The sequence below is a fragment of the Clostridium tertium genome (assembly GCF_902652255.1).
Classification (GTDB): Bacteria; Bacillota; Clostridia; order Clostridiales; family Clostridiaceae; genus Clostridium; species Clostridium tertium_A.
In genome coordinates this window covers 121823-142141 of sequence record NZ_CACRTO010000019.1, presented here as the reverse complement: position 1 = coordinate 142141, position 20319 = coordinate 121823, and the positions used below count along the sequence as shown (strand labels likewise).

Genomic DNA, 20319 nt, shown 5'->3' with positions numbered 1-20319 from the left:
ATCCATCATCAACATATTCCATTTCATCGCAGTCAATTTCTACATAGCTATTTGGTAATTGTAAAGCATATCCTCTTTTTAAAACAAATATACTCATTTTATCATTTTCCATTTTTATATATTTATTTTAATACTTAATTAAAACATATAGTTTTAATTAAGTTAAAAAAATGCTTATCACTCAAAATACTATTTATACTTAACTTAATTAGTATAATTATATGAAAATTTAAGCTTAATTTTAGAAATTAAGCTTAAAGTGCAAAAAAAAAGCTTTAAATTAACATATCTAAAGCTTATTTTTTATTCTCTCTTTATTTAACCAATTCAATTTTATCTAATAACTAAAGTAAATTTAAGTATTTTAAATGACAGCCTGAAAAATTATAGTTTTCAACACCTTTATTACTTTTATGATTTTTTATCATATGATTTTTCTATCTTCACTACTATGCTCTTTAACTTTATTTAATACATTTATTTTTAGTGATACTACTTTTTATGATCATCTTTTGCCCAATATTTTACTAACATAAATAAATCTATCACTAATAGTATTTGAACAAATAAGTGAATCATATGTGATGCTATAATAAAATTTTCTGAACTTATGTCTACTTTATTGCTTAATATATACTCAGTTCTAAGTGTAATCATTATTATAATCAACGGCATTATTCCATATATTATATCTTTAATTTTATGTTTTTTTATCAAACTCAACACCACCTTCTATAATATAATAATATTTTAAAGTTTTAAAAATTTAACAAAGTATATACTATACTTTATTGGTAGTTATATTTAATCTTGTATAAAAAATTGAATTATAGACCAAAAATATTAAAATATTTTATTTAAAATAAGTATATACTTTCCATTTATTGCTTATATTTACTTAATCTTATATAATCTATTATAATATATTGATCTATTATTTATTCATATTTAAATTTCTTTTAAATCTACCATGGATTAACCCTAAATCCTCCAGAGTGTAGACTCAAAGTTGCTCCACTATTAGCATCCCTCAATTGTGTGTACACTTTATAAAATGCATATCCAGTAACCCCAGTAAGGAATCCAAAATACAAAGCTCCTAAACCTCCAGTTATTATCCTAGCAGCTCCTGCCAATAAACTTCCATTTATCCCTATCTCAAAAGCCAAATCTGAAAATTTATTTCCTGCATCATCGGCTGAAGATGCTGAGAAGTCCCAAGCAACACCCCACCAATACTTTGTTTTTGGCATAGCTTGTAAGTAATTCGCTAATCTTTGTGTAAAATAAACACCGACGCCTCCATCAACATAATCCATTTCATCTCTATCTATTTCTGAATAACTATTTGGTAATTGTAAATCGTATTCTCTTGTTAATACAAATGTGCTCATTTTCTTCTCCTCCATTTATATATATTTATTTTAAAAGAACTTTTAATATTTGTAAATATTTAACATGCAATTAATTAATTCGCGCGCTATGTATATTAATTTTACTATATTTAAATTTCTCTTAATGCAAATTAATTACACTCTAAATCTTTGATTTGTCTCATGGAACTTACTCATTAGAGCCAAGCAACAAAAGGAGCTTCCTTTTTTATTTCTAACTAAATTTAATTCCTATAAGCTCTAAAATATACTTCATATAGGTTATTTTTTCATACTTTACTCTAGTTTCTGTAACCATACCCAAAGTTAAGTTAACCTTTTCTCCCTTAGAATCTTCTAAATAAGTTTTATCTGGTTTAACCTTAACTTAAAAAAATACATCTCCTTTTTCATTATCTATAGTTGCATCTTCATCTATACTTATTACTTTCCCTGATATAGTTCCATATTCAGATTGAAGTAATCATCCTACCGCTAAAGCAACTTCATCACCAAGGTGTATTCTTGGTCTATCACTTGAAGGAAGCATGGTTTCTACCATTAATTCTTCTGTCTTACTTGTTATAGTCCCTATTAAGGTTCCTCCTTGAAGTGCCATACCTGATGTCAATGGAGTATTTAAATGTATTACTCCACTTTTTTTGTGCTACAACTTCAAATTGCTCTTTTCCTTTATCTAAAGCTTCTTTTTGAGATACTAATTTAGCTAACTCAACTTCATATTGATTTTTTTCGTTTGTAAATTCTGAAATAGTCTTATAGTAGTGTTCATCAGATTTATTTTTTTTGACCCTTTGCAAACTCTTCTATTTGCTTGTCATCATAACCTTGATTTTTTAAGAATTCTTTATCTACATTAAACTCTTTTCTAGCTATATAAGCTGCAGATAATTTATTATAAAATTCACTTTCTTCCTCACTATACCTATCAAAATAATTAGTTCCATTAGTTGCATTTTCTTCTGCCAAACTTAACAGTTCTATCCTTCTACTAAAAATATCTATTTGAGCATTTATTTTCTCTAATTGAAGCTCAGATTCAAGTCCATTTGTTGTAAAAAGTATCTTGCTATCAGTAATTTCACTTAAGTTATATACTTTCAAGTAAATCTCCACCTTTCAAGCATTTCTCCCTAAAGTCACACTTTACTTACAAACGCATTTTTCTCCTGAGCCTTTAGTGTTTTTCTTTATAAAAAGTAAGTGACAAGCTAATGCCTGCCACTTTAATTTCCTGTTTATCCTAGTAGTACTTTCATAACTCTAAATCTTCCTCACTATCGAAAACTTAAAATTTTAAACTTCATAGCTATTGAGTACTCAGTGTTTTTAAGCGACAAACTTACTCTCTCTAACCAAACAATATTAAAACCTATACTACTATAATCCAAATATTAAGCTATTCTTTTTGTAATCTATAAAAATGCCATGAAAATAATAAATATACTATCCCAAATATAGAGGCTGCTAATGAATATTTAATTTCCTGGTAATTAAAATTCAATTTTACAATATTTATGAATAGTATTGTAATAGGTATCATAAAAATTATTGTCATAATAATATTAGAAACTAACATAAATTTATTATAAATTTTCATATTTAAAACTCCTTATATAATGTTTTATGCAAATACATATCCGTCATTTCTACCATCCACTCTGTCCATTCCATCAGCAATCATACCACCTAGACTTGTTCTTGCTAGTACAAGTGCTATATCTAATGCACTAGTAAATAATCCTGCAACTGCAGATCCTACATAACCCATTAATTTGCTTTTTATTACTCTTGTAACTGGTTTCCCATAATTGATCTTATATAATTTTTTGCAGAATAAATAGAAAATGCTCCACTTCCACCTGATACTGCAATAATTATAATATCAACATATCTTCCTACCCATTTCGTTGAGTTCCACCACTTTTTCCTAACACTTCCACCTTCAACATACTCCATTTCATCTCTATCTATTTCTACATAGTTATTTGCTAATTGTAATGTATATTCATTCTCTTTCAAAGAAACATCTTATTTAGTTACTTTCCTAAGATGGCTTTCACACTAAATTTAACTATAGCTTCATTAAGTTTTTAATGAAAATATACTCATTTGTCTACTAAATTATATATGTTTATTTTAAAAAAACTTTTAATATTAAGAAATAATCAATTAATTCGCGCTATCCATATTAAAATTACTATACTAAAATTTCTTTTAATACAATGTAAATACCACTAAACTAGTACATTTTTATTTATTAATATCAGTTCAATCTAATAAAAATTATTTTCGTTTGAATGCAAATTTAATTTTCGTTCAATTTACCGAGATTTATTTCCTATGATACTAAATAAAATAGAGCAAGTTCCTAAAAACTCACTCTAAATTTCATTTTTACTTATTATTAACTTTTTTTAGAGAATATAGTTAATAGTATAATAGCCACATATAATGTTAGCTCAGTTGTACTAATATCTGTTGTACCTATTCTATAAATAAATAAAGTTATTAGTACAATACCTAGAGTTATTAAATATATCGGATATTTTTTAAAATATTTTTTTTTATTTTTAAAAATCATATGTGCCTAGCGCCCAAATAGTTGCAGAAGTACCTACTCCAACTGCTACTTTAGCCCAAAGTGGTAATAAGATAAATGCCTGCTTAGCTGCATAGCCAACCTTAGCAACTGCTCCCCAAAAACTTATGCCAGCCCTTGCAGCTTGTAACATTATATTTCCTGCTTGTACAAGTAAATATCCTCCCCATGCTGCCGCTCCAATTCTTAATAGATTTACTCCAACTTTATAAGCACTCCATCCACCATCAACATATTCCATTTCATCTCTATCAATTTCTACATAGCTATTTGGTAATTGTAAATCATACCCTCTGCTTAAAACAAATGCGCTCATTTCATTTCCTCCATATATATTTATTTTAAAAGAACTTTAAGTATTTGCAAATATTTAACATACAGTTAATTAATTAGCGCGCTATGTATATTAAAATTACTATATTTAAATTTCTTTTAATGCGATTTAAGTTACACTCCAAATCTTTGATTTGGCTCATGGAACTTACTCATTGTAACCAAGCAACAAGGAGTTTCCTTTTTTATTTCTAATTAAATTTAATTCCTATAAGCTCTAAAATATACTTCATATAGGTTATTTTTTCATACTTAACTCTTGTTTCTGTCACCATACCTAAAGTTAACCTTTTTCCCTTTAGAATCTTCTAAATATGTTTTATCTGGTTTAACCTTAACTTTAAAGTAAACATTTCCTTTTTCATTATCTATTGTTGCATCTTCATCTATGCTTATTACTTTCCCTGGTATAGTTCCATATTCGGATTGAAGCAAGCCACCTACAGCTAAAGCTACTTCATCTCCTAAATGTATTCTTGGTCTGTCACTTGAAGGAAGTAAAGTTTCCACTATTAATTCTTCTGTCTTACTTGTTATAGTTCCTATTAAAGTTCCTCCTTGAAGTACCATACCTGATGTCAATGGAGTATTTAAATGTATTACTCCACTTTTTTGTGCTACAACTTCATACTGCTCTTTTCCTTTATCTAAAGCTTCTTTTTGGGATACTAATTTAGCTAACTCAACTTCATATTGATTTTTTTCGTTTGTAAATTCTGAAATAGTCTTATAGTAGTGTTCATCAGATTTATTTTTTTGACTCTTTACAAACTCTTCTATTTGCTTATCATCATAGCCTTGTTTTTTTAAGGATTATTTATCTACATTAAATTCTTTTCTAGCTATATAAGTTGCTGATAACTTATTATTCTTCCTCATTATATCTATCAAAATAGTTAGTTCTATTAGTTGCATTTTCTTCTGCCAAATTGAATGAATTTCTTTTAAATATAAAAAAAGAGCTATCGTTATCGGATTTTTTTACCAGCTAATACGATAGCCCCCTATTAATTAAATAGATATTAAATTTTGCCCTTTAAACACCTAACTTTAATAAATAAGTCAATTTATCATTTAAACATATGAATTGTACTAATCGTATTAACTTCTAAAAAACTATACTTCATTTTACATCTTTTAATTTCTATAATATAATTTAATTATATTATATATATCAAAAAAGTATTTATTAGAGTAGCTAATATAGAAATTAAAATAATAAGTCGTGTCTGTATTAAATATTTTTCATATTTAAATTTTTTCTTTAAATGATAAATATTTTTTTCACTAGTAAATAGATTTATAATTGCCATGATTATTATAAATATTAGAAATTGTTTCACTCCTAAAATCCTATCTTCCATTTTAAGGAAAATACAATTTTGTATATATCCAAATATAGTAATTATAAAACTACATATAAAAGCTACTATACTAGTGATTATTATTTTTTTCTTATCTACTTTTTCATCTTTATCTATAATAATTCCTCTAACATATGTTATATCATGTAAATACTTTACTGATAAAAAGCAATTAACCAAAACTATCGTTCCTGATAAAAGATTCATACGATATTCCTCCTACTATTAAATCATTTTATCAATGAAATAATTTTTTCACATATTAACTTCAAAATTAACTTCCTGTATATAAATCTAATAATATTGATTAATTATAGTTCAACTTCTATCTAACAACATATGCAGCTATGTCATAGCTACCTATTCCAAATGACTCAAGTGCATAGGTTCCATATCTATTCAGATATGTGCAAGCAAGTGCTATTTGAGATGCGTAATATACTAAACTTAAGTATCCAAGTATTCCTCCAACACAAGCCTTAAGGGCAGTTTTAGCTGCTAATGCTGTCACTGTATATAAAGTTTTTACTGCACTATATACTGCTCCTGCTCCAGTTGCTACCCCAACTATTGCATGAAATATTCCTGTAAGATTATAATATCTTGTCGCTCCACCATCAACATACTCCATCTCATCTCTATCAATTTCTACATAGCTATTTGGTAATTGTAAAGCAAACTCTCTGTTTAAAACAAATGCGCTCATTTTATTCTCCTCCATTTATATATTTATTTTAAAAGAACTTTAAAATTTTGTAAATATTTAACATATAAATAATTAATTTGCGCGCTTTATATATTAAATTTACTTTATTTAAACTTCTTCTAATGCAAATTAATTAGTTAAATTTAATTCCTATTAGTTCTAAAATATATTTCATATAAGTAATTTTTTCATACTTAACTCTAGTTTCAGTTACCATTCCTAAAGTTAAGTTAACCTTTTCTCCCTTAGAGTCTTCTAAATAAGTTTTATTTGGTTTGACCTTAACTTTAAAAAATACATTTCCTTTTTCATTATCTATTGTTGCATCTTCATCTATGCTTATTACTTTTCCTGGTATAGTTCCATATTCAGATTGTAGTAATCCTCCTACAGCTAAAGCTACTTCATCTCCAAGATGTATTCTAGGTCTATCACTTGAAGGCAGCATAGTTTCTACTATTAATTCTTCTGTCTTACTTGTTATAGTCCCTATTAAGGTTCCTCCTTGAAGTACCATACCTGATGTCAATGGAGTATTTAAATGTATTACCCCACTCTTTTGCGCTAGAACTTCAAATTGCTCTTTTCCTTTATCTAAAGCTTCTTTTTGTGCTACTAACTTAGATAATTCAACTTCATATTGATTTTTTTCATTTGTAAATTCATTAATTGTCTTATAATAATGCTCATCAGCTTTATTTTTTTGACTCTTTGCAAATTCTTCTATTTGCTTGTCATCGTAACCTTGTTTTTTTAAGGATTCTTTATCTACATTAAATTCTTTTCTAGCTATATAAGCTGCAGATAATTTATTATAAAATTCACTTTCTTCCTCACTATACCTATCAAAATAATTAGTTCCATTAGTTGCATTTTCTTCTGCCAAACTTAACAGTTCTATCCTTCTACTAAAAATATCTATTTGAGCATTTATTTGCTCTAATTGCAGTTCTGATTCAAGTCCATTTGTTGTAAATAGTACATCTCCTTCTTTTACCTCAATACCTTCACTTATAAAAACATCTTTTATTTCTCCTGATCCCTTAGTCATAATATGAGATTTATTTTCTGAGACTACTAGTCCTTGTCCCTTTACCATATATGTTTTAACAGACTTATTTGCCCAAATTAAGGATGCTATAATTAATGCTGTAACTATTAGAATAATGTAATTCATAAAAGCTGGTGGTTTCTTATCATAAAGTATCTTGCTATCAGTAATTTCACTTAAGTTATATACTTTCAAGTAAATCTCCACCTTTCAAGCATTCCATAAACACATCAGCTACAATATTATCTTCTTCTTGTTTTACAAATACAGTATAAGAATCACCCTTTAACTTAATGTCATTTTCAAAAGCATGTATCCCTAGCTTTTGATAGGCAAACTGTAAATTTTCTTCTTTTTCTGTAAATCTAGCAAATAGACAGTTTGTTATTTTTAATTGTGATTTAAATTCATAAGGATTTTCTACACTATGAATTGGATTTTTCAATTGAACTATTAGCTTTATTATCATCTTAGGATTTCCACTTTCATCTACTTCCACTGCTGAGTAATTTATCATAGGGCCAAGAGTAGAATTCCCCTTTGATTTTATATAACTTTCCATCATATAACTAATCTTATCTATATCTATTAGTTCATTTTCACTTACATTTCTACGTAATACATTATTAAGTTTTAAAGTTTTATTTTCTCTTATAGCTATTTTTTCAATTGTATTCATACTCTTCACCTTCTTCTATAATATTTTCTTTTTCTTCTTTAATATCTTTATTTGATAAATCTTCTTTATATATTAATTCCTTTTCTTCTATTGAACCAACTTGACTTATATAAAGCTTATAGTAATATCCCTTTTTTTCTAATAAACTTTCATGACTTCCTTCTTCAACTACTCTCCCTTTATCCATAACGTAAATTATGTCGCAATTTCTTATAGTAGATAATCTATGAGCTATCATAAGCATGGTAATATTTTCACCTTTTTTAAATAATGTATCGAAGATTTTTGCCTCACTAATAAAATCTAAATTACTAGTTGCCTCATCTAATATTAAAAAGCTTGGTTTCTTAATTAAAGCTCTAGCTAAGGCTATTCTTTGCTTTTCACCACCAGAAAGTCCTCCACCTGCTTCTTCTAAGAAGGTTCCATACTTACCTGGTAATTTTTCTATAAATTCCTTACAACCTGAATTTTCACAAGCTGATTTTATTTCTTCATAACTTGCATTAGCTTTACCTAGTGTTATATTTTCTTTAATAGACCCTGAAAATAGCTCTACATTTTGAGGAACATATGAAATATTTTCTCTTAAATTATATAAATCTAATTCCTCTAGGTTATATCCATTAATATTTATTTTTCCTTTTTCAGGAGTATAGTATTTTAATAAAAGTTTAGATATAGTTGTTTTTCCACTTCCCGATTCTCCTACTAAAGCTACCTTCTTACCCTTAGGTATTGTTATACTAATATTATTTAATACTGGTGCCCTACTTCCATATCTAAAGGTTATATTCTTTAATTCTATATCTCCATCTACCTTATCTATTTTAATTCTTTCAAGGTCTTTATCTTCTTCCTGCTCTTTTTCTACTTCATATATTTCTGAAATTCTTTTTAACGATATACTTGCTTCTTGAATACTTAATTGAAGTCCTATAAGTCTTCCTATTGGATCCATAAAGTATCCTGCTAATGTTGAAAATGCCATAAGACTTCCTAAGGTAATTTCGCCATTCATAATCATCCTAGCTCCTATATACATAAGAACTAGGTTTCCTACACTAGATACTGCTCCTGATATTGAACCTTGAATATTTGATAAAACTCCTTCTTTAAAGGCTATTTTTAAATTCCTTATATATTCTCCTTCTAGCTTTTCAATGCTTTTTTCTTCTGCTGCATGAACCTTTATAGTTTCTATTCCCTTTAAACTTTCAATAATATGACTATTAAGCCTTGCTCCTGCTTCCATTTGCTCTAAATTAATTTTCTTATATGGTGCTTTAAATATATAAATTAAGGCAGCACTTACTATTGTTAAAGCTAAAATAACTATAAATAATTTTTGATTCATAATATATAATATTGAAGCTGATACAACAGCTAGTACAATATCCATAATTAATGATAATGATACTGAAGTTAAAATATTCTTTATAGTAAAAGCATCACTAAACCTAGTAAGTATATCCCCTACCTTTCTTGAAGCAAAGAACTTCATAGGCAGTTTATATACATGTTTAAAATATCCAAGCAATAATGGAATATCTATTTTTTGAGATAAATAAAGTAAAATATGTTGCCTTATAGCTCCTAGTCCTACTTGAGTTATTGCTAAAAGTAAGAAGCCAATAACAAAAATATTTAACTGATTCTTTAAATTATATGGAAGTATTTCATCCATAAGTATTTTATTAAAAAAGGCAGAGGCTATACCTAGTATTGTAAGGATTGCTGATGCAACTATACTATATATAAAAAGTGATTTTTGAGGTAAAAGTAGTTGTATAAACTTAGATAAAATCCCTTGTCCTTTTATTTTTCCTGGATTAAATTCATTATTAGGTATTAATAGTAATAAAACTCCATCAAAAGTCTTAAAAAATTCATCTATACTTTTCTTTTCTTTCCCCTTTGCTGGATCTAATATTACTACTTCTCCATCTTTAATTTTATGTATTATTACAAAGTGACTTAGCCCTTCTTTAGTAATAACATGGGCAATAGCTGGTAATGTATATTTTTCTTTAAAGCCTTCTTTATCAACCCTTATTGCTTTTGTATCAAAGCCTAACTTTTTTGCTCCATCTTCTAAACCTAGTAATGTTGTCCCTTTAATATCTGTTCCAAGAATATCTCTTAACTTTGTTATAGTGATTTCTTTTTTATAATACATGCATATTGTTGCTAAACATGCAGCTGCACAATCTGTAATATCGTGTTGTTTAACTAAGTAATTCTTTCTCATTTATCTCCCTCCATCCCCTAGATCTATTTTACTGGAAATTTTATGAATTACTTAAAATAAGTCTTTATCTTCCTTTTTTCATCTCTATTTTCATTTCCTTCTGCTTTTTATGTATTTAAGATCATTATTTTTCCATAATAAGACTTTAGTAAACAAAAAAATAAGAGCTAGAATTTCTTAAAATTCTAACTCCTTAACTTAGTTATTTAAATATTGGTATATTACTTTTATAACTATAACTTAAATCAGCTTTTTTATAATAATTATAAAAGCTAACTTCCCATAGCTTTGAATTAACCTTTTTTATTTCCTTAATATGATCTAGGTTTATAGCAAATGACTTATGAGTCCTTAATATATTTTTATAATTAATTTTATTAATTATATTATCTAAATTAGAAGACCTTACATTTATTTCTCCTATTTTAGTGTGTATAGTGCATTTCTTTAAAAAGTATTCTAGGAATATTATATCTTTATAATAAATTCTCTTTTGATTTCCTTCTGTATCTTTAAAAAATATATAACTATTATCTTCTACCCTCTCTATATGTCTTAAAAACTTTTCTATTACTTTTATTATGTCATCTTCTGAATATGGTTTAGATAAATAATCAAAGCAATTTGCTTCCTTTAAGGCTTGTGTTATATATGACATTTGTCCACTTATAAAAATTATTGGACTTACTTCGTATTTTTCGATTCCTCTTACATTTTTAGCAAAGTTTAATCCTGACCCAACTTCTAAATTAATATCTAAGAAAAATAAATCTATTATTTTTTCTCCATTAATAAGACTTCTTGCCTCATCTTCTGTTCCAGCTTCATAAACTCTTACATCTATAAATTTATCTTTAATTATTTTACTTAAGTACATTCTCTGATATTCATCATCCTCTAAGATTAAGATATTCATAAAACCTCTCCTTTCCCCATAATATGATTATATTAAATATACTTTTTCTTGTAAATACATATTACCCCATATTTTTACTTTTTAATTTATCCATTACTCTTATTTGAATTTCCTTTTATTCCTTAGCACTAAAACAAATCAAAGTAATTGTATTTTGCCTTTAATACTTAAATACATATTAAAGGTAAATTATTAAAAGGCTATTACAGCGTTATTCTGTAATAGCCTTTTATAATCTTAACTTGGAAATCTATTTTCCCTCTTTATATTCTTTTAATATCCTAACATAATGATTGGCTTCTCTTAATACATGGTCAGCTAGAAGTGGTAGAATTATAGATTTTATTTTACATTCCTCTATGCCTTCTGTTCCTGCCTTCTTAAAATCTCTTAACTTAATAGTTTCAGTTAATGTATCATTAGTAACATTTGAAAGTGTAGCATCCGTCATACTCTTTGCTTTTTCAATTAACTCTTTATATTCTTTTGCAAACTTATCTGAAGTATCTATTAATTGCTCTTCACTAGGATCTAATAATCCTCTAATGAATAAAGCATGTTCCATCATAATTTGATTCCAAAATAGTTCCTGTTCTTTAATGTTTTTCTCATCAATATCCTCATTATTTTCTATATCATATACATATGAACGATATAACTTAGCTTCACGTATAATATGTTCAATAAGTAATGGATAATTCCCAGTAAATAGCTTACAGGATAATACTTCATTTAAAATTCTAGTCTTTAAATCTATAAGCCCATCTAGCAATTTTATAGCTTTGTTATTAAGCTTCTTTATAGGGCTAATCATCTTAGAATCGAACTCCATCTCACGCTTGCAATCTAACATTGATTCCAAAACAGTGATTTTTGAGTTTATTTCTATACCTGTATAATACTCCGTCTTCCTTTCAGTACTTAAAGTATGATCTGTAACTATTTCACCTGATTCCAATACTCGCCTTCTAATATTACCTTCACTTAATTTAACAGCTTCTAATAATATCTTTTCAAATTGTACCTTATAATTATCTGCTTCCTTAGAAAGTTTAGTGTTTTTAGGTGTAAATCCTGCTTCCAAAAACAAAGAATGTTCTTTCATTATTCGTGCAAAAAATAGGTGTAGTTCTAAAGATAATGAAATATATCTTTTACGGCTTATCATAGCTTTCCTCCATAAAATTTCTATTATATTATATTAAAAATCTTATCTCTATATTCTTAATCAAAGCTTATTTAATTTAAATATTACACCTTATTCTAATCTTTCTATATTTATGACTATACTTTCTATAATAAACTCTCCTCTAAAATCTCTTTCAATAATTCTGGATAATCTGTAAAAGCACCATCCACCTTATTGACTATAAGCATCCTCATAAAAATAGGATTATTTACAGTAAAAATATTTACCTTTATATTATTTTTATGAGCTTCTTTTATTAACTCCTCAGAAACTAATCTTAAATCTGGATGAATAGCATAAGCCCCTAAATTTTTAGCATAACCAATTATATTCTCTATAGGGTTTTCATATAAAACTCCAATTCTTATATTGCTTATTTTCTTAACCTTCTTTAAGGAATCATGATTAAAGCTAGATAATATAATTTTATCTTCTATTGCATATTTATTAATTAAGTTTACAACATCTTCCTCTATATTTTCATAATGAATAACATCTGTTTTCAATTCTATATTAAGTTCTATATCCTTATCTTTAACTAAATCTAATACCTCTTCTAAAGTTGGAATATGACATTCTTCATTGTCTCTAAATAACTTTTTTCTATTTCTAAAGGATTTTAATTCTTCTAAAGTATAGTCCTTTACTAATCCTTTTCCTAAAAAAGTTCTCTCTATATCCTCATCATGAATTACTACTAACTTATTGTCCTTACTTTTGTGGACATCTATTTCTAACCCCTTAGCTCCAGACATTATCCCTTCTCTTAATGCAAGAATAGTATTTTCAGGATAATCTGAGCTAGCTCCTCTATGAGCAAAATTAATCATTGATATCTTCTCCTCGTTAATAAATTTATTAACCTAATTATACTATAAGTAATTCAATTAATTTGTAAAAAAATAAATATCATAATTTTATAAAAATAATCCTTTAAAATTATAAAAAGAAACTAATTTTAATTATTATAGATTTTAAGGTGCTGTCGCACAATGAAAAATTAAGAATGAATAGTTAAAAATTAATGAAAAAACTCCCGAAGGAGTTTTAAAAAGAGATTAATTTTAGTAATTCTGTAAGAATTACATCAATAATTCTTCATTTTTAATTCTTAATTTGGGCAGTTTGTGCGACAGCCCCCTCTTTTTTTATAATTTATTAATTTCTTTTACTATTTCATCTATACAATCTTCTGCTTGTGGATACACTCCAAGCTTGTCTAAAAAAGCATGATCCATCCCTTTATATAATATATATCTAACATTATTCTTCTCTTTACCTATTTTCTTTACAAAGTCCTCTATTTGCAGTCTTAAATAATCAAATTCTGCACTAATAACTAAAATATTTTCTATATTATAATTCTCATTAAATAATAATGGAGATACTTCATAGTTTTCCTGTTCTTCTTCTGCATTTAAATATAACTTTCTAACTATATCCATCACTTTTCCTAAGCTTTCAGCTGCTCTTTTTGAATATATATCTTCTTTCCTTATATTATAATTCTCTATGCTCCACGGAAAATCATCTAAACTTACTAAAGGGTATAATAAACTTACTTGTTTAACTATGTTTAGATTTTCTATTGAATCTCTAATTGCACATACTAATGCTAAATTTCCACCTGCACTATCTCCTGAAATAAAGATTTTATCTTTATTTATATTAAATTCACTGCTATTATCATAAATATATTTTAATACTTCGAAACATTCATTAATAGCTATTGGATATTTATTTTCTGGTGAAAGACTATAATCTATAGATATTACAGTAATATTGCCTTTATCAGCTATTGCTTTACAAGGATTTTCAACTACATTTATATCCCCTCCATAGAATCCACCCCCATGAATAAATACCATACATTTCATTTTACTTTTATCACTTTTAGGTCTATAAATTTTAATAGGAACTGTATATTTTCCCGTATTTATTACTTTATCTATAGATTCTATCCCATTTGAAATATCTAAATTTTTATATCCCATGGAAAGTCTCATTTCTTCTACTGGAATACCTTTATATGTATATCCATCCTTCAAGGATATTATATTTTTAGGTTTATTTCTTTCTATAAAAACTCTAGGATATAATTCGCTTTCCTTTAATTTATTAGGAAAATCCTTAATTTCAACTTCTAACCCATTAATAACTTCTATATTCTTATTTTTTGATATAAACTTTAAATCACTAAAATACTTATTATCTCTTATTATTTTATCCATAGTAATTCATCCCCTTAAAGAGTCATTTTAATTAAAATATAATTCTTGTAATTGCTATCGTCAATATTAATATCAAAATTTATTTAAGCAAAAATATAGTGAATACTTTCATAAGAAAGAATTCACTATATTTTAATTAAATGTTATGGCAATCTTCATATAAGCCTTGGACTTTACTCCAATCTATAACATTCCAAATGTTTTTAACATAATCTGCCCTTAAGTTCTTATACTTTAAATAATAAGAATGTTCCCATACATCTATAGTTAAAATAGGTATTAAATCATCCATTACTGGTGAATTTTGATTAACTCTTTTTACTATTGATAATTCGCTATCTTTATCTTTTACTAAAAAAGCATATCCTGAACCAAATTGAGTAATAGCAGCATTAGTTAATTCATCTTTTAACTTTTCTAAGCTTCCAAAGGTTTTATTAATTTCTTCTAATAACTTTCCATCAGGAGCTTTCTTAGGATTTGGAGATAATATAGAGAAGTATAGATTATGGTTAGATACTCCCCCTCCATTATTTACAACTGCTGTTCTTATTTCTTCTGGTAAGTCAGCAAGATTCTTAATAAGTTGATCTAAGGTTTTCCCCTTAGTATATTCTTCATATCCTTCTAAAGCCTTATTTAAATTAGTCTCGTAAGTTTGCAGATGCTTTCCATAATGAGTCTTTACTGTCTCTTCATCAATATATGGTTCTAAAGCATTATATTCAAATGGTAATTCAATTTTGTTATACATATTTTCTCCTTTCACTAATACAATGTTATTTATATTTTTGCCATATATTAATTATTTATTCTTTACTTTTAAGATAGTATACTTTCATTAAGTTTATTCTATTTCTATCTGCCCCATCATCCCTTCTTCTTCATGCTCAAGTATATGGCAATGATACATATAGGTTCCTGTCTCATTAAACTTAACTAATAACTTAACTTCTTCATCTGAATCTATAAAGACAGTATCCTTAAATCCTCTTTCTTCCTCTGAAGGTTTTTCTCCATTTCTTGATAGAACTTGGAATTGTGTACCATGTATATGGAATGGATGTCCCATTGAATGCATCATGGTAGCTGGATTTGTAATTGTCCAAATTTCCGTATCTCCATAGTTGCCAAATTCATTTATTTCCTTCATATCAAACTTTTCTCCATTTATTGATACCATTCTCCCCATACCTTCAAGCTTAAACTCTCTTTCAATAACAGCTTCCTTTTCCAAAAATCCATTAATCTTTGTTAAGGTACCTGGAACTTCTGTTGTGTCTTCTACCTTCTTATCAACTACTATTTTTATTATTTTATCATTTCCAGATAATAACTCAATTTCATCCCCCACCTTATAGCTTGAAAAATCAATTATAATTTCTGATCTTTCTCCTGGTGATAAAAATGTTGAATCTTTCTTTACTGGCTTTTCTAAAAATCCTCCATCAGAAGCTATTTGGTGAAACTCATCATTATTACTTAACCTTAAATCAAAATTACTTGCATTAGCACCATTAATTATTCTTAATCTTACCTTTTCAGTACCTACTTTTAAAGTTGGATATATTGCTCCATTTGCTAGGATAGTATCTCCAATAGCTCCATCCATCATATTTGTTTCATAAAGAAAACTTCCATCTTCATTAAAGCTTCTATCTTGAATTACTAAAGGTATGTCATTAACACCATATTCTTTTGGTATATTTAAGCTCCCTGAAACCTCATCCTCAATAAAAAATAGTCCTGCTAATCCTTTATAAACTTGTGTTGCTGTACTTCCTATAAAGTGAGGATGGTACCATAAAGTAGCTGCTGGCTGTTTTATAATAAAATTAGGAGTCCAAGTAGTTCCTGGCTGTATTCCTTGATGAGGCCCCCCATCATTTTCACCATCTACTTCTAAGCCATGCCAATGTAATGTTGTAGGTTCATTCAACTGATTATTTACATTAACTTTTACCTCTTCTCCTCTTTTAACTCTTATTACTGGTCCAAGATAACTTCCATTATAGCCCATAGTTTCAGTTTCCTTATTGTCCAAGAATGTAGTCTTTCCCTCTTTCGGCTCTAAAGTAAACTCTGCAATATTAGGATCTGGATTCATATCTTCTAAAATCTTAGGTATTGGTAATTCACTATAAGATTTCTCATTTCCTTCACTAATTCTCTCATCGTTATGAGTATTATGGACCATATCTTTATCTTTATTTAAATTTACCTTTGAGATTATAAAATATATAGCAACTATTAAAATTATAATCCCACTTGCTATAAAATATATTTTCTTATTTTTCATAATTACCTCCACAAAATAATAATTATTCTTTGATAATTATTGTACTTCATAAATATATAGATAATATGAAGATATAAAAAAGTTATAAATAAATTAATAGTTTTACTTTAAAACTAAATAAAAAAGTGCATTGATAATGCACTTTTTTTTATTTTATAATATATTTATTTTTTTCTCTATATGTTGTAATCTTCTGCGTAAAGTTCCTCTACCTTACCCCAATCAATTACATTCCATATATTCTTAACATAATCAGCTCTTAAATTTTTATAATTTAAGTAATATGCATGTTCCCATACATCAATAGCGATAACTGGTACTAAACCATCCATAGCTGGTGAGTTTTGATTTGGTCTTTTAACTATTGATAAGTTTCCGTCCTTATCTTTAACTAAAAATGCAAATCCAGAACCAAAAATTGATATAGATGCATTATTTAATTCTTCTTTTAAGTTATCTACACTACCAAAAGTTTTATTAATAGCTTCTAATAATTTACCTTCTGGAGCCTTCTTTGCATTTGGAGAAAGTATTGAAAAATACAAGTTATGATTTGAAACTCCTCCGCCATTATTAATAACTGCTGTTTTTATTCCTTCTGGTAATTCATTAATGTTCTTTAATAATTGTTCTAATGTTTTTCCTTTTGTATATTCCTCATTATTTTCTAATGCTTTATTTAAATTAGTCTCATAAGCTAGATGATGCTTTCCATAGTGTGTTTTCATAGTTGCTTCATCTATATAAGGTTCTAGTGAATTAAAACCATATGGTAATTCTATTCTTTTATACATAAAGTTCCCTCCCTTTTTTTCTTTATTATATCATACAAAAAACAAAAAAGCTACCTAATTAATAATTATTTTCATTTAATAATAATTATTAATTGTATACATGTTTACTATTCTATAAATTTAATGCATTAATATTGATTTTAAGAGCTCCTTTAGCTTAAGTCCCCTATAATATATTAAATAATAAAAAAATTTGAACTTCTTCTTATCCATAAAGCAGTATATTATATAGATAGTTTTTAATTTTACGTAATTCTAACTAGAGAAAATAAAAATAGGCTTTGGAATAAGTCCAAAGCCTATTTTTATCTTATTTATTGTCTTCGATTAAAGCTTCTATTCTAGCTCTACATCTGCTAGCACCACAAAATCCTGTGCCTGCTCCAGTAGCTTCTCTTACTTTTTCAAAAGTATCTGCTCCATCTTTTATCGCATTAATTATAGTATCTCTTTCTACGCCTTTACAAAGACAAATTAATTCCATTAGTACACCTCTTTACATTTTTTAATTTATTATCTTAAATTCAAATAAATTATATAATATTTTTGTAAATAATAAAAGTTATTATTAAAAAAAATATTATCACTTATTTATACTCCTAATATTCTGGAAATAATCGGTATAGTTATTATTGATAACAAGGTAGTTACAAATACCACCATAGCTGAATACTCTTTTTCCTTATTAAAATCAGCTGCAAAGATTGAAGTCATAGCAGCAGCCGGCATAGCTTGGATTATTATTATGGTATTCATAACTATAGAATTATCTTTTAATATATATCTTGTTATAGTAAACAAAACTAATGGAATAATTATTAGCTTAATAAGTGAACCATAATATATAGTTTTTTCTTTAAAAATATCTTTTATCCTTACTTTAGAAAGTATATTACCAACAATAATCATTGAAATAGGTGCTGTCATTTCTCCTACTATCTTACTTGTATCAATAATAGCTAATGGCAATTTAATATTAAATATCATAACTATAATTCCAATATAAACTGCAACAATAGCCGGATTAATTAAAACCTTCTTTATATTTTCTTTAGATGTAGATCCAGTGAAGAGTATAACTCCATAAGTCCAAAGAGCTATAGTAAATACCATATTAAATATAGATGTGTAAACTACTCCTTCAGCACCATAAATACTATTTATAATTGGAAATCCTATAAATCCACAGTTTGAAAATACATTTGCAAATTGCAGTATTTTTTTCTTTTCTCCTTTAAATGGCTTTAATAATATATAGGAAATTATTCCTCCTACTATAAAAAATACAGTACTATAAATAAATGCTTTAATTATATCTCCCTTTATTTCTTCACTAAAAGTGAAACTAAAGGAATTTATAACTAATAAAGGTAGAGTTATTTGTAATAATATTTTTCTTAGTCCCTTATTTACTTCTTCGCTTATTATTCCTTTCTTTGCTCCATAGACACCTATTAATATAATTAAAAATAATGATATTATTTTATTTAATACAACCATTTCCTCTCCTAAATTTCTCTAATTATTATATTTAATACCATTATATATAATTTATATATAAAAATATATTACTATATATTTTCCATTGAAATTTTTATTTTCTTTTGATATTATATTTATTATAATATTGATTGTATAAGGGAGTAGTTAGCTCTAGATTAGTAGGAGTTACTAAGTCAACATATTGAACTTTGTTCTGGCTTAGTATTAAATAGCGAGACTTATGCGTAGTTTATTCTGCGCATAAGTCTCTTTTTGTTTTTATTAGCTTAAATCTTAGCTATCGCTAAGTTTGAAATAAATTCACAATAAAAGGAGTACTAATAAAATGGGATTCTTATCAATTTTTATGACAGGACTAGGTTTGTCAATGGATGCCTTTGCCGTCTCTCTAGCTAAAGGTCTTTGCTTAAAGGAAGATGAATTTAAATATTCTTTTAGAGTTGCCTTATTCTTTGGTGGTTTTCAAGCCTTAATGCCATTATTAGGCTGGTGGGTTGGTACATATTTTGAAAGCTATATAAAATCTTTTGATCACTGGATAGCTTTCATATTACTAGGACTTATAGGTGGAAAAATGCTTGTTGAATCTATTAGGGATATTATAAGAGGTGGCGACACTGATATCCCTACAGAATGTGAAAGAGATGAGTTCTGCTATAAGAAACTAACTATATTAGGTATAGCAACTAGTATAGATGCTCTTGCGGTAGGAGTTAGCTTTGCTTTTTTAAGTGTAAGTATCATTCCTTCAATAATAATCATAGGAATAACTACTTTTGTATTAAGCTTTTTAGCTATGTTCCTTGGTAAAAAGCTTGGGCAGTATATGCAAAATTATGCTGAATTATTAGGCGGTATAATATTAATATTTATAGGAGCAAAAATACTAATTGAACACTTATCAGGGCTAGCATAAAGATGCTATCACATAATGAAAGATTAAGAATGAAGAATTAAAAATTAATAATTCTTCATTTTTAATTTTTAATTTTTAATTTTGCCTGCCT

At 26.9% G+C, this 20319-nt stretch carries 21 protein-coding genes and 2 pseudogenes; 1 reads left to right on the top strand and 22 read right to left on the bottom strand.

The genetic code is table 11. The annotated features are described in order from the left end of the window. Window positions 1–492 precede the first annotated feature (492 nt). From GPX08_RS08840 to GPX08_RS08735, 22 genes and pseudogenes are all read right to left on the bottom strand, one after another. Window positions 493–717, bottom strand: a complete 225-nt coding sequence (locus tag GPX08_RS08840; RefSeq protein ID WP_156626445.1) for a hypothetical protein — start codon at window positions 715–717, stop codon at window positions 493–495. Between the two features lie 248 nt (window positions 718–965). Further along, entirely contained in the window at window positions 966–1394 is a 429-nt protein-coding gene (locus GPX08_RS08835) for a hypothetical protein (protein WP_156626444.1), read from the bottom strand. 214 nt (window positions 1395–1608) lie between these two features. After that, window positions 1609–2194, bottom strand: a pseudogene (locus GPX08_RS08830) (HlyD family efflux transporter periplasmic adaptor subunit). Next, window positions 2172–2498: a hypothetical protein gene (locus tag GPX08_RS08825; RefSeq protein WP_156626443.1), complete on the bottom strand. Its 327-nt coding sequence runs from the start codon at window positions 2496–2498 to the stop codon at window positions 2172–2174. The pseudogene GPX08_RS08830 and the gene GPX08_RS08825 overlap by 23 nt, the downstream one beginning before the upstream one ends. Before the next feature lie 520 nt (window positions 2499–3018). After that, complete coding sequence (locus GPX08_RS08820; protein WP_156626442.1) at window positions 3019–3165, bottom strand: hypothetical protein; 147 nt, start codon at window positions 3163–3165, stop codon at window positions 3019–3021. Window positions 3166–3179: 14 nt separating this feature from the next. Next, entirely contained in the window at window positions 3180–3416 is a 237-nt protein-coding gene (locus GPX08_RS08815; protein WP_156626441.1) for a hypothetical protein, read from the bottom strand. A gap of 551 nt (window positions 3417–3967) precedes the next feature. Then, on the bottom strand, window positions 3968–4312 hold the full coding sequence (locus GPX08_RS08810) for a hypothetical protein (RefSeq protein ID WP_156626440.1): 345 nt from the start codon (window positions 4310–4312) through the stop codon (window positions 3968–3970). Between the two features lie 208 nt (window positions 4313–4520). Then, window positions 4521–5260 (bottom strand): annotated as a pseudogene (locus GPX08_RS08805) (HlyD family efflux transporter periplasmic adaptor subunit); the annotation flags it as partial. 229 nt (window positions 5261–5489) lie between these two features. Continuing rightward, complete coding sequence (locus GPX08_RS08800) at window positions 5490–5900, bottom strand: hypothetical protein (RefSeq protein ID WP_156626439.1); 411 nt, start codon at window positions 5898–5900, stop codon at window positions 5490–5492. A gap of 118 nt (window positions 5901–6018) precedes the next feature. Continuing rightward, window positions 6019–6399 (bottom strand): hypothetical protein, encoded by a 381-nt coding sequence (locus GPX08_RS08795; protein ID WP_156626438.1) that lies wholly within the window; start codon window positions 6397–6399, stop codon window positions 6019–6021. Window positions 6400–6532: 133 nt separating this feature from the next. Next, the gene (locus GPX08_RS08790; RefSeq protein WP_156626437.1) at window positions 6533–7645 is read right to left on the bottom strand and encodes an HlyD family efflux transporter periplasmic adaptor subunit; all 1113 of its coding nucleotides are present in this window, start codon (window positions 7643–7645) and stop codon (window positions 6533–6535) included. Continuing rightward, on the bottom strand, window positions 7632–8129 hold the full coding sequence (locus GPX08_RS08785) for a hypothetical protein (RefSeq protein ID WP_156626436.1): 498 nt from the start codon (window positions 8127–8129) through the stop codon (window positions 7632–7634). The genes GPX08_RS08790 and GPX08_RS08785 overlap by 14 nt, the downstream gene beginning before the upstream one ends. Beyond that, on the bottom strand, window positions 8116–10380 hold the full coding sequence (locus tag GPX08_RS08780; protein WP_156626435.1) for a peptide cleavage/export ABC transporter: 2265 nt from the start codon (window positions 10378–10380) through the stop codon (window positions 8116–8118). Before GPX08_RS08780 ends, GPX08_RS08785 begins: the two co-directional genes overlap by 14 nt. Before the next feature lie 202 nt (window positions 10381–10582). Further along, window positions 10583–11296 (bottom strand): response regulator, encoded by a 714-nt coding sequence (locus GPX08_RS08775; protein ID WP_156626434.1) that lies wholly within the window; start codon window positions 11294–11296, stop codon window positions 10583–10585. Window positions 11297–11546: 250 nt separating this feature from the next. Further along, window positions 11547–12464 (bottom strand): DUF2935 domain-containing protein, encoded by a 918-nt coding sequence (locus GPX08_RS08770; protein ID WP_156626433.1) that lies wholly within the window; start codon window positions 12462–12464, stop codon window positions 11547–11549. Between the two features lie 125 nt (window positions 12465–12589). Then, the gene (locus GPX08_RS08765; RefSeq protein WP_156626432.1) at window positions 12590–13315 is read right to left on the bottom strand and encodes a glycerophosphodiester phosphodiesterase; all 726 of its coding nucleotides are present in this window, start codon (window positions 13313–13315) and stop codon (window positions 12590–12592) included. Window positions 13316–13633: 318 nt separating this feature from the next. Then, window positions 13634–14716 carry an alpha/beta hydrolase fold domain-containing protein gene (locus GPX08_RS08760; RefSeq protein WP_156626431.1) on the bottom strand — a complete coding sequence of 361 codons (1083 nt, stop codon included), beginning with the start codon at window positions 14714–14716 and terminating at the stop codon, window positions 13634–13636. Between the two features lie 136 nt (window positions 14717–14852). Continuing rightward, the gene (locus tag GPX08_RS08755; RefSeq protein ID WP_156626430.1) at window positions 14853–15470 is read right to left on the bottom strand and encodes a superoxide dismutase; all 618 of its coding nucleotides are present in this window, start codon (window positions 15468–15470) and stop codon (window positions 14853–14855) included. A gap of 93 nt (window positions 15471–15563) precedes the next feature. Beyond that, window positions 15564–17015 (bottom strand): multicopper oxidase domain-containing protein, encoded by a 1452-nt coding sequence (locus GPX08_RS08750; RefSeq protein ID WP_156626429.1) that lies wholly within the window; start codon window positions 17013–17015, stop codon window positions 15564–15566. 176 nt (window positions 17016–17191) lie between these two features. Then, complete coding sequence (locus GPX08_RS08745) at window positions 17192–17809, bottom strand: superoxide dismutase (protein WP_156626428.1); 618 nt, start codon at window positions 17807–17809, stop codon at window positions 17192–17194. Window positions 17810–18119: 310 nt separating this feature from the next. Further along, on the bottom strand, window positions 18120–18293 hold the full coding sequence (locus GPX08_RS08740; protein ID WP_156626427.1) for a (2Fe-2S)-binding protein: 174 nt from the start codon (window positions 18291–18293) through the stop codon (window positions 18120–18122). Window positions 18294–18400: 107 nt separating this feature from the next. Continuing rightward, a complete protein-coding gene (locus GPX08_RS08735) occupies window positions 18401–19309 on the bottom strand; it encodes an AEC family transporter (RefSeq protein ID WP_156626426.1) in 909 nt (302 codons plus the stop codon). Between the two features lie 328 nt (window positions 19310–19637). Between GPX08_RS08735 and GPX08_RS08730 the strand changes: the two genes are divergently transcribed. After that, window positions 19638–20228 carry a manganese efflux pump MntP gene (locus tag GPX08_RS08730; protein ID WP_156626425.1) on the top strand — a complete coding sequence of 197 codons (591 nt, stop codon included), beginning with the start codon at window positions 19638–19640 and terminating at the stop codon, window positions 20226–20228. The last annotated feature ends 91 nt before the right edge of the window (window positions 20229–20319 follow it).